The following is a 17,281-nucleotide window of genomic DNA, read 5'->3' on the forward strand; positions in this document are numbered from 1 at the left end:
TAAGAATAGGGCTACTCATATGGAAACGACTGCACGGGTTGTTGTGATCGGCGGCGGCGTCGTCGGGTGTTCGATCCTGTATCACTTGGCCAAGAACGGCTGGAACGATGTGACTTTGTTGGAACGCCAAGAATTGACCTCTGGATCAAGTTGGCACGCAGCAGGCGGTCTCTTTACGGTCGTGCGGCCAAATTCCGCCGCGGAAATGCACCGCTATACTTTCCAGATTTATCGCGAGTTGGAAGAAAGCGGGCAGGCATGTGGGTTCCATTCGACCGGAGGGTTGAACATTTGCCGCACCCAAGAAGAAATTGACAGCAACTCGATGATGCAAAGCGCCTGTCGCCGATTGGGGATCGAAGGGCATTTCATCTCGCTTGAAGAGGCGAAACAGAAGGCACCAGTGTTGGACACGGACCATATGATCGGTGCATTTTGGGAAGAAGAGGGCGGTCATGTTGATCCCGCATCCGCCACCCAAGCCTTTGCCGCGGCTGCCCGCCAACTGGGCGCAACCATCCATCGCCATACGCCGGTAACGGCCACCAAACAACGCGCTGATGGAACTTGGGATGTCGTGACCGAAAAGGGAACGATCCATGCGGAATACATCGTAAATGCCGCTGGCCTTTGGGGGCGCGAAGTCGGGCGTTTGGCGGGAATTGAGCTGCCCCTGATGCCAGTAGAGCACCACTATCTGGTCACTGAAACCATCCCGCTGGTCGAAAACCTAGGATTTGAGCTGCCCCAGATTAATGACAATGAAACCGGCTGTTATGCCCGTCAGGAAGGCATGGGGATGTTGTTGGGTGCCTATGAACACACCTGCACCCATTGGGCCAAGGATGGCACGCCTGCGGATTTCGGGCATGAATTACTGCCCGATGACCTAAGCTGCATGGAATGGAATTTTGAAAAATCAGTAGAGATCATGCCCTGTCTTGCCGAGGCAGGTGTGAAGCGGGTCATCAACGGGCCGATGATTTTTTCCCCCGATCTGAGCCCTTTGATTGGCCCACACCCTGCTTTGCGAAACTACTTTTGCGCTAACGGCATAATGGCTGGGTTCAATCAGGGAGGTGGTATTGGACGCGTGATGGCGGAGTGGATCATCGGGGGCGAGCCCGAGATCGACATTTTCAACTGGGATGTTGCCCGTTTTGGCGATTTCGCGACACAGAAATACACCGAAGACATGACCCGCTATTTCTATGAAAACAGATCTGAAAAGATTTTCCCTTACCAGAGTTTTCCAGCGGCGCGGCCGCAGGCGAAATCTCCGGTGCATGATAAATTAGCGGCACAGGGTGCGGTGTTCGGAACTGGATTTGGCAGTGAGCACGCAACGTGGTTTGCCCCCGAAGGCGTCAAAGCAGAAGACAGCCTGACCTACCGCCAACCAAACTGGTGGGGACCTGTCGCTGAGGAAGGTAAACGCCTGCGCAGCGGTGTCGGGTTGTTTGAATTTTCTGATATGGCCAAGTTTGAGGTATCAGGCCCGAAGGCCGCAGAGTGGCTTGATCACATAATGGCAAACCGTTTGCCAAAACCGGGGCGGTTATGCCTATCGCCGATGCTGTCTGACAGCGGTCGCGTGATTGGCGATTTCACGATTTCCAACCTTGGAGATCGCTATTTGCTAGTGTGCACTTACGCGATGCAATTGGCGTATTTGCGGCATTTCCGAAAATACCTGCCAGCGGATGGCGTCGAATTGCGGAACCTGTCTGATGATCTGGCGGGATTAAGCATCGCAGGTCCGAATGCCAAAGCCCTGATATCAAGGCTTACCGATCACGACATGAGCACGAATGGTTTTCCGTTTCTAAGTGCTGGTGAAATCACGCTTGCCGGAATCCAGAACGTAATCGCATTGCGGGTCTCTTACACAGGTGAAACGGGGTACGAGCTTTATTTACCGCGCACAGATCAACCCGCCCTATTTGATGCGCTGGTTGCTGAAGGGGAACAATATGACCTGTCGCTGTGCGGATTGCGCAGCCTGATGATGTTGCGACTTGAGAAAGGCTTTGCCGCTTGGGGAACAGAATTGACATCGGATTACTTCGCCCATGAATGTGGCATGATGCATCATGTTAAACTAGACAAAGGTGACTTTGTTGGACGTGTTGCGGCCCAAAACTACGGCGCTGCGCGCGAACGGCCCATCACCCTGACCGTGGACGCTGGCGATGACGCAATCTGGGGGGATGAGGCTATTTTCCTAGATGGTGAACCGGTTGGATATGTCTCCTCTGGTGGTTGGGGGCCGGTTACTGAACATCACATCGCCTTGGGATATGTTCCCGTAAATTCTTACCACGAGGGGGGTGCCTACAGTGTTGAAATACTTGGTCGACTTTGTCCGGCACAACTGCAGCCCAACCCGCTGTTTGACCCCGCTGGTTCCCGAATGAGAGAATAAGAAATGGTCAATCGACGCAGAACAGAAATAGTAGGCGAGGAAACTTGGGCAGGAGCACTTGGCGGTCGTGCTTTGCCCATAACCCAACCTCTTTTTCAGGAATATTCAAATGGCCCGTCGATCCCGCCCAAACCGCACCTCTCGTACGTCAGGATTTAAGCAGCTTCCCTTCAGCGAAGTCCGGAACCCTTTGCCTCCAACCGAGCTGATCTCAACCGATCAGGTTGAGGTCATTCATCACGCCAGTCTGCGTGTTCTTCGCGATGTCGGATTGAAGGTCGACAGCGGCGTCGCACGGAAATTGCTTGCCGGTATCGGTGCCGACGTGGATCGGTCCTCTCATCGCGTTCGGTTTGATCCCGCTTTGGTCGAAGAGATGCTGGTTGGTATTCCTTCGGAATTTACCATCCATGCCCGCAATCCTGAAAAGACGGTGCTTGTTGGTGGCAATTCTCTGACTTTTGCAACGGTTTGTGGCCCCTCGTTCGTCTCTGATCTAGATAAGGGGCGCCGTGCAGGAACGCTGGAAGACGTGCATAATTTTGTGAAGCTGTCGTCGTCGCTAAACATCTTCCATCACGAAGGAGGGGCAGGTTGCGAGCCATTGGAATTGCCCCCTGAAACGCGCCATCTGGATATGATGTTGGCGCAAACAACGCTGTGCGACAAAGGCTGGCAACCGTGTTGGATGAACACTGCGGATCGCGCGCGCGATTGCATCGAAATGGCGAAAATTGCCCTGCAAACTGACGATGACGGACTGCGGGCGCGACCAGGGATATTGGGCGGGATCAATACCAATTCACCACTGTTGCTGGACGATGGCCAAGCCGAAGCAGTGATCGAATTTGCCCGCGCAGGACAACCTGTACATATCACACCCTTCACATTAGCTGGCGCGATGAGTCCGGTCACAATTGGCGGATCGTTGGTGCAACAAAATGCCGAAGCTTTGGCAGGGATCGTGCTCGGCCAAGCCGCCTGTCGCGGTGCGCCTGTTTTTTACGGCCATTTCACGTCCAATGTTGATATGAAGACCGGATCCCCTGCGCTTGGCACACCCGAATATGCGCAATCCGTTATGATTTCTGGCCAGATGGCGCGCCGCTACGGACTTCCGATCCGATCCTCAAACACCACGGCATCCGCTTGTGCCGATGCGCAGGCAACTTATGAAAGCAACATGTCCATCAACGCCTGCGTTCAGGGCCATATCAACGTGATGATGCACGCCGGTGGGTGGCTCGAAGGAGGGCTAACGTGTTCATTTGAAAAGTTGATATTGGATGCGGAGCTGCTGCAAATGCAAGCTGCCATGCTAAAGCCGATTGATCTGAGTGACGATGCTCTTGGGCTGAAAGCCATCGCAGAGGTTGGACCGGGAGGACATTTCTTTGGGACAGCCCACACACTTGCCCGCTACGAAACCGAATTTTACGATCCAATTCTATCGGACTGGCGGAATTTTGAAGCATGGGAACAGGACGGGTCCAAGACGGCAATCCAACGGGCCAACGAGATTTGGAAACGCTTGCTGAGGGAGTACGAAAAGCCACCAATTGATCCAGCCGTCGAAGAAGAACTGGAGGCTTATGTAATCCGACGTAAAGAAAAGATTGCGGCTGATGAATAGTAGTCGATCCTATCTTGTTGCCGCCGGACTCGCGACGGCATCGCTCGTCGTTTTTCCGCTGGCGGATGCGATCACAAAATCCCTAAGCGGTGCCGTTCCGCTGTTGGTTCTCGTTTGGGTAAGGTTCATGGGCTCAGCACTGTTGATCACACCATTGATCTTGGTGACACGATCCTTCAAGCGACCCAGCAAACAGGCACTGATATTCGAAACCTTGCGGGCTTGTATCATCATCGTGGCGTTTGGATCTTATGTTTATTCTTTCCAAACAATCCAGTTCTCCGAAGCGGCAACCTACTATTCCTTCGCGCCGATCATGAGCGCGGTGCTTGCAATTGTCTTCCTCAAGGAGCGGATCAACAAAGTGGGGATCTTTGCACTTGTGATGGGGATGATGGGCGTGCTGGTTGCCCTAAATCCACAGGTCACTCCCGCGCCAGGGGCCTATTTTGCTATCGGGACGGGGGTTTTGTTTGGCTGCTATCTGTTCCTAAACCGCGTGGTGGCCGTGCGTGGGGATCCTAACATGGCATTGTTCTTGCAGTTCTGGATCGGAGCCGCTTTGTTGATGCCGTTTGTATGGCCCTTGCTCACTCAAACGACCCTGCAACACTGGATTGCTTTTTTGGCAATCGCTGCTGTATCTGTCACTTGCAATGTAATGTTGATAAATGCCTACCGGCTGGCGCGTGCGAATTTCCTTGCGCCTTTCTTATATGTCGAAATCCCATCTGCGCTCATAATGGCTGCCGTGTTTTTTGGCGAAACACTCACTTGGAATATCATTGTGGGGGCGGCCCTTATTTTGGTCGCCGGGATTCTGGTCTTGCGCGAAATATCGGAACCGGTGGACAATGCGCCATCTATGCGAAGGGAAAGCTAATGCTTCACCATGGTGGCGTTCACTCAAATCTGGATTTTGACAGTTTGGGCAAGCGGGCAGGGTTCCTGGATGTCACCCATTCAGACGACCGGCATGCATTTAGCACCATCAAAGTGCCTGCCGGAGTGATACATGGCGGCAACGGGGCGACATTACTGCTGACGGCTGGCAGTCATGGGGATGAGTACGAAGGGCAGATCATTCTGCGTAAACTAATGCAGGAGTTGCAGCCGGATGCGGTGAATGGACGGATCATCATATTGCCCGCTTTCAATATGCCTGCGGTCATGGCTCGCTCGCGAATATCTCCGATTGATCAGAGCAATATGAACCGCAGTTTCCCTGGCGATGTTGGGCAGGGTCCAACGGATGAAGTTGCGGCTTTCGTTACAACGCACCTCATCCCTCAGGCGGATGTCATTGTTGATTTCCACTCAGGTGGCACGGCCACGCAATATGTCGACTGCGGGTTCACATGCCGTGGCCCAAACGCGGAATTGAACCGTAGGAATTGGGAGTTGGCAAATGTGTTTGGCGCACCCTTCACCATGCTTTGTGACATTGATGGCACCGGAGGAGATTTTGACACAACAGCACATAATCTGAACACCGCATTTCTGGCGTGTGAACTAGGAGGACTTGGCCGTTTTTCCCAATCCTCTTTTCAGTTTGGCTGGGCGGGACTGCACCAAGTGATGGGGCATTTGGGGATTATTGAGAAACGCCCTCCAGCGCCTGCAACCCGGTTTATCGCCGTCAATGATAGTGCTACGCACATCACCAGCACCAACTACGGGCTCGCTGAATTTCATGTGCTGCTGGGGGACAATGTTCGCAAAGGCGATCCTGTCGTCACCTTGTACGACATGCACAATCTTCAATTTGAGCCCATAGTGATGCCCGCAACTCAAAACGGGGTCATTGCTGTTGTGCGTCGCAATCCGTTGGTCGAACCAGGTGATCATTTGTGCCTTATCGCGCCTGAAATATCTCAACCCACAATTGCTTAATCGGTGCGCATTGCATTGCTAATTCTCTTGGCGGTACTCGATTTTAGTGTTAGTTATCTGTGATCACAGTTTTAGAGTCAGAGGAAGCTCATGTCGTACGCGAAAGTAAACACAGCCGACGCACTGCGTCAGGAACTTACGGATCTGAAATCCTTGGATCGGGAAAATGCCCGCACGATGCATCCAAGCTTTTACACCTCTGATGATTTCCATGAGCTCGAACGCGAACATGTCTTTCGCCGCGAGTGGGTTTGCCTTGGTCACGTCGGTGAAGTGCCAAATGCAGGTGACTTTTTCACGACTGAACTGGTGGATGAGCAATTGTTGGTGTCGCGTGGTCACGACGGCGAGATTTACGTTTTGTCAAACGTCTGCCGTCATCGTGGCAACATGGTCGAGACAGAAGCGCGCGGCAATCGGCGCAGCTTTGTTTGCGGTTATCATGCGTGGACCTACAATACGGACGGCGCGCTAAAAACAGCCCCTCTGATGAAAAAGATCCAAACCCTTGATCCTAAAAGATGTGCGCTGCCACAACTAAAAACCGAAATTTGGAACAACTTCATCTTCGTCAATCTGGACGGCAACGCCGATCCGCTTGCGCCGCAGTTGGGTAAACTTGATGACATCTTGCACAACTACCACAACGAAGGGCGCAACCTGCTGTTTAGTGAAGAAACAGTGTGGAACACCAATTGGAAGAACCTGACTGAGAACTTCATGGAAGGGTATCACCTGTTCGCGACACATCCAAAAACGTTGCAGCCAATGACGCCGACGCAGCTTTGCAAGAAAGTTCCCGGTGAAGATCGTTGGACTGCTTATCGGTCCTATTATGATCCGGCATTCCCGCCGCGCGGTCCGTTCCATGAGGACATGACCGAAGATGAACAACGTAACTCAGTATTGTTCAACATCTTCCCAAGTTTTGTAACGGCCGTCGCGGCCAATTATACCTTGCACCTGTGTTTGCGCCCTGCTGGCACGGATAAGGTCGCGATCAGATGGGGGGTTTCTGGATTTAAGACAGACCCCGAAGATCCCGAAGTTGTCGCATATGTTGACCTGTGCAAATCCTTTAACGCTGAAGACAAGGCAAAACTTGAGACGCTGCAAAAATCACAAAATACACGCTACATGCAGCATGGTTTTCTAGCACCTGAAGATCTCGAGGGCACAATTTGGGATTTCCTAGGGTATATGGGAAAGATGTTGGGCGCAGACAAAGTTGATACTTGATCGGCGGCCCCAAAGCACTTGAATAATGCAGATGCCGTGCGCGCGATTGAGGGTGCGCGGCATTTCTTACAAGAGTGATTTCAGAACAGTTTCAGGCAGCGCTATAACGTCAGGGTCAGGCGATTTTCCTGCCTCGATCAACCGCTTGCCAACCATGAATTCACGTGGCGCGTTCATAGCATCCACCGCCAGAAATTCTGCCCCGCGATAGTACCAGTGAGACACCGATCCCGGCTTGTCCCCCGGACGCGTAATCACGTTGTCGTACCCTGTATTCAATCCGGTAATCTGCAATTCCACATCGTACTGATCCGATCAGAACCACGGTTTCGCAACATAGGCGGTTTTTGCGCCCAGGATGTTAGCAGCGACCACTTCGGCTTGATCAATCGCATTTGGGACGCTCTCAAGGCGGATACGCGTGTCGCCCATTGGGAAGGACGCGCAACAACCGCGGCCCAGACGTTTGCGGTGCGGCAACCCGCTGCAAAATCCGTTCGGCCATTTCTACAATCGTGACAGTCAAACCAAGCTTTGCGGCAACGGCTGCTGCCTCAAGTCCGATATAGCCGCCACCGACAATCAAGACGCGCTGTCCCTCATGAAAGTTTGGGGCCATCGCATCAATGTCGGCAAGGGTACGCACACAGAATACACCCTCCAGATCGCCACCAATTGCGGCAGGAAGGCAAATTGGGCTGGAACCTGTCGTCAAGATCAATTCATCATATGAGACGACTTCGTCACCGATGGATAACTGCTGGTTTGTTGGATCAATGTTGGTGACTGTCGCGCCTAGACGTACAGTTATGTCCGCGTCGTCGTAGCCCGACTGAGGTTTTAGAAACAGGCTTTCGCGGGTCATGTCACCTAGGATATAAGCCTTTGATAACGGTGGCCGTTGATAGGGTAGAGCGGGCTCGCCTTAGATCAATGTGATTGCCCCGAGGTGCCCAAGTGCGCGCACTTTGGCCAACGCGATTTTGGGCACAACGGTGTGGATGGCAAAGGTAGAGCAGCCCATGTAACGATGGATCGGCGTGCCATCCAGCATCGAAAATCGTGTTGTGCCGTCTGGCAGATGGCCACGGCCTTGCGTGACGCGGATTTTTTGGCACAGGTTGGTTTTGCCCGACAGGCAGTATTCGCATTCGCGGCATTCCGGCGTGTAAAGCGGGATCACGTGATCGCCCTTTTCCAACTTGGTCACGCCTTCGCCGACCTCCAACATTATGCCAGCACCTTCGTGGCTTAGAATGGCGGGAAAATCCCTTCGGGGTCATCGCCTGAACGAGTGAATTCATCTGTATGGCACAGGCCCGTGGCCTTGATCTCAACCAAGACCTCGCCGCGCTTGGGGCCTTCTAGATTGACGTCCATAATCTCAAGCGGTTGGCCTGCTTTTACGGCGACTGCGGCGCGGGTTCTCATCATGATGGCGCCCCTTCATTAAGCGCATACATATTATTTATATGCCCATCTTAATTATAGAAGACCTGTCAATTCACGCCTGCATTACAAAGCCACTTTCAGTATCGTGTCGTCATGCTGTGACCTTGCCTGAATGTCATGCGAACATAGGTAACGACCTTGCTGTCTAGCCACGTCGTGCGTTCTAACCGAAAGAGCGGAGTTCCCTGCGAGGTAGCCAAAAATTCGCAGAGTGCCGCATCAGCCGCGACGGAAGACAGCGTGATTTCAGCGTCGGTGAACGGGACCTCGTTCAAAAGCCACTCATTTGGGCTTTGAGTTTCCAGATCGGCCTCCAGAATAGCTGGTACGGTTGATATTATGATCCAACGCTCTTCGTACTGAAAAGGGCGATTGTCGGCATAATGCATGCACTTTATGTGCGCTACCTGCTCGCCTGGGCCCAGTGAAAGTTGCGAAATAACCCAATCTGGCGCGGCCTCGATTGATTTGTGGACCAAGGCATATCGATACTTTGCCCCCATGTCTTCGACAGCTCGTCGCACCAACTCAATCTCGAAACGGGCGTATCTGACAGGGGATGTCTTGACCCGCGTTCCGCTTTTGCGCTTGCGTTCTACCAATCCTTGTTCCGCAAGTTCGCGCATCGCGCGATTAACCGTTGCCCTTGCGCATCCGAACTCGGCGGCAAGCTCAATCTCTGTTGGCAGCAGGCTTCCGGGGGCCCAGATGCCACGGTGTACACGGCGGATGACCTCCTGTTTGATGTCATGAAAGCCGATCTTTGCGTCAGATGCATTACCCAATGTACTGTCCAATATGTCTATTCAATATTACAATACCAGATAAGTGCTTGAAGCAAAGGCTAGGAAACATGATGCGGATTCTGAAAAGAGCGGACTTGATCGATGTGCCTTGGAAAAACGGGGGCGGGATAACCCGCAATATCGCTTCGTTAATGGACAAAGACGATATTGTTTGGCGGTTGAGCATGGCGGATGTCGCAACACCCGGACCGTTTTCCAGCTTTGCCGGGCTGACCCGCATCTTGACGGTAATTGAGGGCAACGGAATGAAATTGCACAGCGATGGCGAGGTCTGGCCTGCGGATTTTGCCGTACCAGTTACCTTCGATGGTGCAGCACCTGTCGTGGCAACATTGGATGATGGACCGATCTGTGATTTCAATTTGATGTTTGATCCCACGCGCTATGCAGCTACCGCGCATTGCGTGACGCATAAGGGCGCACATGATTTGGGGACATTGGGGCAGACCGCAATACTGCATATCATTCAAGGCAACGTAACATTGGTCAAATCGGATGACCGCTTGGGCGCAGGCGATACCGCAATGTGCGCCACTGCGCCCATGGCCTATGAATTAGGCGAAGACGCCTGCGTTTTAGTAATCACGTTGAGCCCACTTTCCTAAATCGAAGCGAGCAATTGCGACACAGCAGCGCGGTAACGCGCAGTGATCGCATCACGGGCGATATGACGTCCACCTCTGACGCAATGGCGGCCGGCGGACCATTGATCGGTCACAACAGTGTCCTTTGCCGCAAAAACCAACCCATCGAGGATTTGGTCCTGCGTCAGCGCACACAATGCCATAGAGTCCGTATTGATCGCCACAAGATCGGCCAGCTTGCCTATGGCGATTTCGCCTGCATCACGCCCCAGCGCTTGTGCGCCACCGCTTGCGGCACCTGTATACAGTGTGTGCCCAACGGACCCTTCACCAACGATCATGACATTGCGGGCCCCATCGCGCAGGCGCTGGGAATATTCTAACGTGCGCAATTCTTCTGTGAGCGAAATATTGACGTTGGAATCCGACCCGATACCAAAGGCTCCGCCCGACTCCAGATAAACCGGGCCATTGAATGGACCATCCCCTAGATTGGCTTCTGTGATTGGGCATAGGCCAGCCACAGCGCCAGAGGCTGCCATAGCGCGTGTTTCGTCATCTGTCATGTGCGTGGCATGGATCAGGCACCAGTTCGCGGCGACGTCGTTATTCGACAACAGCCAATCTATCGGACGCGCGCCCAGCCACGCTTGGATATCGCGGACTTCTTTGGGTTGTTCGGAAATGTGAATGTGAACCTGATCGCCTTTGTGTGCAGCAATGACAGCGGTCAGATCGTCGGGTGATGTGGCACGCAAGGAATGTGGTGCAATACCTATCTTTGCATCGTTGGGCAGGTTGGAAAGCCCAGTACGGGCGCCTTCCACCAGCGCGTTGTATTGCTCAATGTCATTGCCAAACCTGCGTTGACCTTCTTCTAGCGGGACCTGACCCGCGCCACCGTATGTGTACAACACCGGAAGATGGGTAAGCCCGATACCAGATTGCGAAGCGGCGGACATAACACGTAACGACAGCTCTGCCAGTGCATCATAGCGCATCCCGCCACGCTGGTGGTGGACGTAGTGAAATTCACCGACACTGGCATACCCTGCTTCCTGCATTTCCATGAAAACAAGGGCGGCAATTGCTTCAAGCTGGTCGGGGGTCAAGTGATCCATAAAGCGGTACATCAGATCACGCCAAGTCCAAAAGCTGTCTCTACCTGATTTGCGCACTTCGGTCATACCAGCCATTGCGCGTTGGAAGGTATGGGAGTGCAGGTTGGCCAAAGCTGGTAGCAGCGTATCAACGCAGATATCGCCCGCCTGTGCATGCGCATCTGTTTCGATCTTCTGGATGCATCCGCCGATAAGCGTGAGGCGTACGTCTTGCGCCCAACCCGTCGACAACAAGGCCTGATGTGCAAAGATCATTATATACCCTACTTATTTTGTATTTATGTATAGACATATTGCACAATGGTTTTTACAAGAAAAGGAGAAATATGACAGAAAGGACGATGCAATGCCCCAAACGCCTCAGCTTTTGACGGATCTGCATGCGGCCACAATGACCGCCACCGGCACCCCCTACGGTATGATCGAAAACGCAGCGATTGCGCTGGAGGGTGGTCTGATTGCTTGGGTCGGTCCAGAGGCAGAGGTGCCAAGTTCGTATATCGGATTTGCAAAGCACAGCATGAGTGGGCGGATCGTTACGCCGGGGTTGATTGATTGCCACACGCATATTGTGCATGGCGGGGATCGGGCGGTTGAATTCGAAATGCGGCTAAACGGTGCAAGCTATGAGGAAGTCGCGCGGGCAGGGGGCGGGATTGTGTCCACCGTGACAGCCACGCGAAAAGCAAGTGAAGAGCAACTGCTTGAAGATGCCCTGCGCCGTGTTGATGTGCTGATCTCCGAAGGCGTGACATGCATCGAGATTAAGTCTGGTTATGGTCTGGATTTAGAAACTGAACTGCGCATGTTGCGTGTTGCCCGCCTGATTGAGGTAAACCGGCCCATTCGTGTCAGAACAACGTTTCTAGGCGCGCATACAACGCCAGCGGAATATGTAGGGCGGGATGACGCCTATATTGATGAGATTTGCATCCCGACATTACGTGCAACGCATACCGAAAGTCTGGTCGATGCGGTCGACGGGTTCTGCGAAGGCATTGCCTTTGATCCAACACAGATTGCGCGTGTTTTTGATGTCGCCAAGGAATTATCGCTGCCCGTCAAGCTGCATGCCGAACAACTTTCCAATCTGGGCGGTGCGAAACTGGCAGCAAGCTATGGCGCATTATCAGCCGATCACATCGAATATCTTGATGAAGAAGGTGTTGTGGCGCTTGCACAGTCTGGCACAGTCGCTGTGATCTTGCCGGGTGCGTTCTATACGCTTCGTGAAACTCAAGCGCCGCCGATAGATCTGCTGCGCAAATATAATGTGCCGATGGCGCTGGCGACCGACATTAATCCGGGCTCTTCGCCGCTCAATTCGTTGTTGTTGACGTTGAACATGGGCTGCACGTTGTTCCGTATGACACCGGAAGAAGCGTTGCAGGGTGTCACGCAACATGGCGCACGCGCGCTTGGGCTGGACGATGCAGGTGCTATTGCAAAAGGCATGTGCGCAGAGCTTGCCGTTTGGGACATCAAGCACCCAGCCGAGTTGAGCTACCGCATCGGGTTCAATCCTCTTTACAAACGTATTTTTGGAGCGCTGACATGATCAACCTTACTTTGACGCCCGGTCAAGTGACCCTTTCTGATCTTGCGCAGGTCTTTCGCGATGGCGCTGCTGTGACGCTGGATCCATCCAGCCATGCAGGCATCCAAGACGCGCATGCCCGCATCGAGGCGGCGGCAAGCGGCACTGAGGCGGTCTATGGTGTGAACACCGGTTTTGGCAAACTTGCCTCGGTCAAGATTGAATCCGAGGACACTGCGACACTGCAACGCAATTTGATCCTGTCGCATTGTTGCGGTGTGGGTGAGGCAATTCCGCAGGCGCATGCGCGGCTGATGATGGCACTCAAGCTATTGTCGCTGGGGCGTGGCGCATCTGGTGTGCGGATGGAACTGGTAGAATTGCTTGAACAGATGCTTGCACGGGGCGTAACACCGTTGATCCCGGTTCAAGGTTCGGTCGGAGCCTCTGGTGATTTGGCCCCGTTGGCGCATATGGCTGCCGTGATGATGGGCCATGCCGAAGCCACATACGAGGGTGAAACATTATCGGGGGCCGAGGCCCTAAAGCGCGCTGACCTCACGCCTGTTGTGCTAGGTGCAAAAGAAGGTCTGGCGCTGATCAATGGTACGCAATTCAGCACTGCGTTTGCGCTTGCTGGTCTGTTTGGCGCTTGGAACGCGATGAACGCCGCACTCGTCACTTCTGCACTCAGCACCGATGCGATCATGGGGTCTACCTCACCTTTGCAGCCTGAAATTCATGCGCTTCGCGGTCATGCGGGCCAGATTGATGCGGCAGCGACAATGCGGGCATTGCTTGATGGGTCCGTGATCCGCGAAAGCCACCTGGAAGGCGATATGCGCGTTCAAGACCCGTACTGCATTCGGTGCCAGCCACAGGTGACAGGGGCGGCGATGGATGTGTTGCGCATGGCTGCGCGCACGCTTGAGGTTGAGGCCAACGCAGCGACGGACAATCCACTGGTGCTGACCAAGGCCGGCCTGATCGTATCGGGGGGTAATTTCCACGCTGAACCCGTAGGCTTTGCCGCTGACATGATTGCGCTTGCCCTGGCCGAGATTGGTGCGATTGCACAGCGCCGGATCGCGCTGATCGTTGATCCGGTCCTAAGCCATGATTTGCCGCCTTTTCTGACACCAAACCCCGGCTTGAATTCTGGCTTTATGATTGCCGAAGTGACCACCGCCGCGTTGATGTCGGAAAACAAACATCTGGCAAACCCTTGTGTGACTGATAGCACACCGACGTCGGCCAACCAGGAGGATCACGTAAGCATGGCCGCACATGGTGCTGTCCGGCTGTCACGGATGATTGTAAACCTTGAGCGTATCTTGGGCGTTGAATTGCTCTGTTCTGCGCAAGGCATCGAATTTCGCGCACCTCTGGCAACGAGTGGGCCATTGCGCGCTGTTGTCGCTGCTCTTCGCACGCATGTTGATACGCTGGAAGACGACCGTTACCTTGCGCCGGACATCGAAAAAGCCACAGAACTGGTTGGCAACGGTACAGTCACTGCCAGCACAGGTATCACGATGCCGGAACTTCGTGCATGAAACCCGTAGAGACCATACGCGGCGACAGCCCAATCGTTCTGGGCCTACCACACACGGGCACTTATGTACCAAACGAACTGCTTGCGCAGCTTAACGCGCGCGGGCGCGGGTTGGATGATACGGATTGGCATATTCACAGGCTCTATGACGGGCTTTTGGAAGGTGTCACGACAGTGCGCGCAACCTTTCACCGTTATGTGGTTGATGCCAATCGTGACCCTGCGGGCATCTCACTTTATCCCGGACAGAACACAACCGGGCTTGTTCCATTGACCGACTTTGACGGAAACGACATTTGGGAAACCGCGCCGACACCAGCTGAAGTAGCGCAGCGCCGCGCCACGTTTCACGCGCCCTACCATGCTGCGATGGAGGCGGAACTGACCCGCGTGCGTGCCCTTCATGGGTTTGCAATTCTGTATGATTGCCATTCGATCCGGTCGCATATTCCCTACCTATTTGACGGTACGCTGCCTGACTTCAACATTGGCACCAACATCGGAACAACCTGCGCGCCTGAAATTGAAAGCACCACGCAAGACATATGCGCTTCGGCGGCTGGCTATACATCTGTAACCAACGGGCGTTTCAAAGGCGGTTGGACTACGCGGCGCTATGGACGGCCGGCTGAGGGTCTGCACGCCATCCAAATGGAGCTGGCACAAAGCACCTACCTCAAAACACAATGCGCACCTTGGGAATACGACGATGCCAAGGCCGACCAACTGCGCCCTCATCTTCAAACTATATTGGCAACATTGGCTGCTACTTTGAAAGGCACATCATGAGCAATTCTCGTAAGAACACCCGTGACATCTATCCTGCCACCGGCACCGAAATCACAGCGAAAAGTTGGCTGACCGAGGCACCAATGCGCATGTTGATGAACAATTTGCACCCAGACGTCGCAGAGAACCCACATGAATTGGTCGTCTATGGCGGCATCGGCCGCGCTGCTCGTACTTGGGAAGATTTCGATAAGATCGTTGCAACGTTACAGGACCTGGAAGAAGACCAGACGCTACTGGTGCAATCGGGTAAACCTGTCGGTGTGTTTGAAACGCACAAGGATGCGCCTCGGGTATTGATCGCCAACTCGAACCTTGTGCCACATTGGGCGACGTGGGACCATTTCAACGAATTGGATAAGAAAGGGCTGGCGATGTATGGTCAGATGACCGCCGGCTCATGGATCTACATCGGCAGCCAAGGCATCGTTCAAGGCACCTACGAGACATTCGTCGAGGCAGGGCGTCAGCATTATAACGGCTCGCTTGCAGGTAAATGGATCTTGACTGGTGGATTGGGCGGAATGGGTGGCGCGCAGCCTTTGGCAGCTGTGATGGCCGGCGCGTGTTGTCTGGCCGTTGAATGTAACCCCGAGAGCATCGATTTCCGACTTCGGACCAAATACGTAGATGAAAAGGCCGAGACGCTTGACGAAGCGCTAGAGATGATCGAGCGGTGGACAGCCGCAGGCGAAGCCAAATCCGTAGGCCTGTTGGGCAACGCAGCGGATGTCTTTCCCGAACTTGTCCGGCGCGGCGTTCGCCCTGACATCGTGACCGACCAAACGTCAGCGCATGACCCTGTCAACGGGTATCTGCCGCAAGGCTGGACGATGGGCCAGTGGAAAGACAAACGCGAAAGCGCCCCGAAAGAAGTCGAAGAAGCCGCACGTGCCAGCATGAAAGTGCAAGTCAAAGCGATGGTCGACTTCCACGCTGCTGGCATTCCAACAGTCGATTACGGCAACAACATCCGCCAAATGGCGTTGGAAGAAGGGCTTGAAAATGCCTTTGATTTCCCCGGTTTTGTGCCTGCTTACATCCGGCCACTGTTTTGTCGTGGCGTCGGACCTTTCCGCTGGGCGGCTCTGTCGGGAGATCCCGAAGACATCTACAAAACGGATGCCAAGGTGAAAGAGATCTTGTCTGAAGATCTGCACCTGCACAACTGGCTGGACATGGCGCGCGAGCGTATTGCATTTCAGGGGCTGCCCGCGCGGATTTGCTGGGTAGGTCTGGGCGTGCGTCACAAGCTGGGGCTAGCGTTCAATGAAATGGTCCGCAACGGCGAGCTGAAGGCGCCGATTGTTATTGGGCGTGATCATCTTGATTCAGGCTCCGTCGCGTCACCAAACCGCGAAACGGAATCCATGAAAGACGGTTCTGACGCTGTATCCGATTGGCCGCTGCTGAACGCATTGCTGAACACCGCGTCAGGAGCAACATGGGTATCGCTGCATCACGGCGGCGGCGTGGGAATGGGCTTTTCCCAACATTCTGGCATGGTGATTTGCTGTGATGGGTCGGAAGATGCAGATCGTCGCATCGCGCGGGTTCTCTGGAATGATCCTGCTACTGGCGTAATGCGCCACGCTGATGCGGGATATGAGGACGCAATTGAATGTGCCCGTGAGAACAAATTGAACTTACCGGGAATTTTATGAAATTGCCGGATGGCACCGGTTTGCGAGAGCACCCTCTCACTTAAATCACGTATAGATGAGGGTGCAGTGGGGATATTTGACTGTGGCCAATCAGTTTTTCGAAAACCGACGGATCATCAACTCGGGTTGATGGCATCCACACCTACCTAGATGTTGAGTTTCGGCATCTGGTGGATCGGGCACAGGATGAATCGGTTTGGGAATAAAAAGAAATATTGGGGATCATCTCATGTGTTGTTTCTTTCCCATGCGCACATTGGCGATCTCCAACGGTACTGAGCCTCCCCCTTTGAAGTGGTCCGCCCCTATAGTTAGGAAAGCGGAGGACCAGAGATGGCCATTAAGAGACCCAAGCCCGAAGAGATTGTCGTGAAGTTATGATAGGTTGAAGGTCTGATGGGGCAAGGCATGCCCCGGATTGATGCGATCAGACAGATCAGTGTGACTTCGTCTTCAGTCATTTGTTGTTGGCATTTGTTGAAAAGAGAAATTTTCCGTTCCGTAAGGTTGGTATTTTGAACAATTGCATTGAGATAACTGAAGTCGAAGTTCGTGAGTTCTACATCGGATCGATCCAATACTG

General features: G+C 53.7%; 12 protein-coding genes and 3 pseudogenes. 11 read left to right on the forward strand and 4 right to left on the reverse strand.

Features of this window, described 5'->3' with window-relative positions; genetic code table 11:
* Positions 1-19 precede the first annotated feature (19 nt).
* The 5 genes from ABJL60_RS02405 to ABJL60_RS02425 all read left to right on the forward strand — a co-directional run bounded on the left by ABJL60_RS02405 (position 20) and on the right by ABJL60_RS02425 (position 7,190).
* Positions 20-2,425 (forward strand): FAD-dependent oxidoreductase, encoded by a 2,406-nt coding sequence (locus tag ABJL60_RS02405; protein ID WP_348286047.1) that lies wholly within the window; start codon positions 20-22, stop codon positions 2,423-2,425.
* Between the two features lie 109 nt (positions 2,426-2,534).
* Positions 2,535-4,058: a trimethylamine methyltransferase family protein gene (locus tag ABJL60_RS02410; protein ID WP_348432338.1), complete on the forward strand. Its 1,524-nt coding sequence runs from the start codon at positions 2,535-2,537 to the stop codon at positions 4,056-4,058.
* Positions 4,051-4,941: a DMT family transporter gene (locus ABJL60_RS02415; protein WP_348432356.1), complete on the forward strand. Its 891-nt coding sequence runs from the start codon at positions 4,051-4,053 to the stop codon at positions 4,939-4,941. Before ABJL60_RS02410 ends, ABJL60_RS02415 begins: the two co-directional genes overlap by 8 nt.
* 125 nt (positions 4,942-5,066) lie before the next feature.
* A complete protein-coding gene (locus tag ABJL60_RS02420) occupies positions 5,067-5,951 on the forward strand; it encodes a succinylglutamate desuccinylase/aspartoacylase family protein (RefSeq protein WP_348502086.1) in 885 nt (294 codons plus the stop codon).
* Between the two features lie 90 nt (positions 5,952-6,041).
* A complete protein-coding gene (locus ABJL60_RS02425) occupies positions 6,042-7,190 on the forward strand; it encodes an aromatic ring-hydroxylating dioxygenase subunit alpha (protein WP_348432340.1) in 1,149 nt (382 codons plus the stop codon).
* 66 nt (positions 7,191-7,256) lie between these two features.
* On the opposite strand, the pseudogene ABJL60_RS02430 reads toward ABJL60_RS02425, so the two are convergent.
* The 3 genes and pseudogenes from ABJL60_RS02430 to ABJL60_RS02440 all read right to left on the reverse strand — a co-directional run bounded on the left by ABJL60_RS02430 (position 7,257) and on the right by ABJL60_RS02440 (position 9,427).
* Positions 7,257-8,157: pseudogene (locus ABJL60_RS02430) on the reverse strand (FAD-dependent oxidoreductase).
* Positions 8,152-8,621, reverse strand: a pseudogene (locus ABJL60_RS02435) (alcohol dehydrogenase catalytic domain-containing protein); the annotation flags it as partial. The pseudogenes ABJL60_RS02430 and ABJL60_RS02435, both read right to left, overlap by 6 nt.
* A 98-nt stretch (positions 8,622-8,719) precedes the next feature.
* Positions 8,720-9,427: a GntR family transcriptional regulator gene (locus ABJL60_RS02440; protein ID WP_348412821.1), complete on the reverse strand. Its 708-nt coding sequence runs from the start codon at positions 9,425-9,427 to the stop codon at positions 8,720-8,722.
* Positions 9,428-9,495: 68 nt separating this feature from the next.
* Here ABJL60_RS02440 and ABJL60_RS02445 point away from each other — a divergent pair, with 68 nt between their 5' ends.
* Positions 9,496-10,053, forward strand: coding sequence for a HutD family protein (locus ABJL60_RS02445; protein ID WP_348502087.1), 558 nt, complete (start codon positions 9,496-9,498; stop codon positions 10,051-10,053).
* Here the strand turns inward: ABJL60_RS02445 and ABJL60_RS02450 are convergent.
* Complete coding sequence (locus ABJL60_RS02450) at positions 10,050-11,408, reverse strand: formimidoylglutamate deiminase (protein WP_348432342.1); 1,359 nt, start codon at positions 11,406-11,408, stop codon at positions 10,050-10,052. The genes ABJL60_RS02445 and ABJL60_RS02450 overlap by 4 nt on opposite strands.
* Before the next feature lie 91 nt (positions 11,409-11,499).
* On the opposite strand from ABJL60_RS02450, the gene hutI reads away from it, so the two are divergent.
* The 5 genes and pseudogenes from hutI to ABJL60_RS02475 all read left to right on the forward strand — a co-directional run.
* On the forward strand, positions 11,500-12,711 hold the full coding sequence (gene hutI, locus ABJL60_RS02455) for an imidazolonepropionase (protein ID WP_348432343.1): 1,212 nt from the start codon (positions 11,500-11,502) through the stop codon (positions 12,709-12,711).
* A complete protein-coding gene (hutH, locus tag ABJL60_RS02460) occupies positions 12,708-14,246 on the forward strand; it encodes a histidine ammonia-lyase (RefSeq protein WP_348432344.1) in 1,539 nt (512 codons plus the stop codon). The genes hutI and hutH overlap by 4 nt, the downstream gene beginning before the upstream one ends.
* Positions 14,243-15,034 (forward strand): N-formylglutamate deformylase, encoded by a 792-nt coding sequence (hutG, locus tag ABJL60_RS02465; protein WP_348432345.1) that lies wholly within the window; start codon positions 14,243-14,245, stop codon positions 15,032-15,034. The genes hutH and hutG overlap by 4 nt, the downstream gene beginning before the upstream one ends.
* Positions 15,031-16,698, forward strand: a complete 1,668-nt coding sequence (hutU, locus tag ABJL60_RS02470) for a urocanate hydratase (RefSeq protein ID WP_348432346.1) — start codon at positions 15,031-15,033, stop codon at positions 16,696-16,698. The genes hutG and hutU overlap by 4 nt, the downstream gene beginning before the upstream one ends.
* Before the next feature lie 333 nt (positions 16,699-17,031).
* Positions 17,032-17,145: pseudogene (locus ABJL60_RS02475) on the forward strand (IS3 family transposase); the annotation flags it as partial.
* Between the last annotated feature and the right edge of the window lie 136 nt (positions 17,146-17,281).

This window comes from Ascidiaceihabitans sp. (assembly GCF_039986515.1).
In the GTDB taxonomy this organism is placed as follows: Bacteria; Pseudomonadota; Alphaproteobacteria; order Rhodobacterales; family Rhodobacteraceae; genus Ascidiaceihabitans.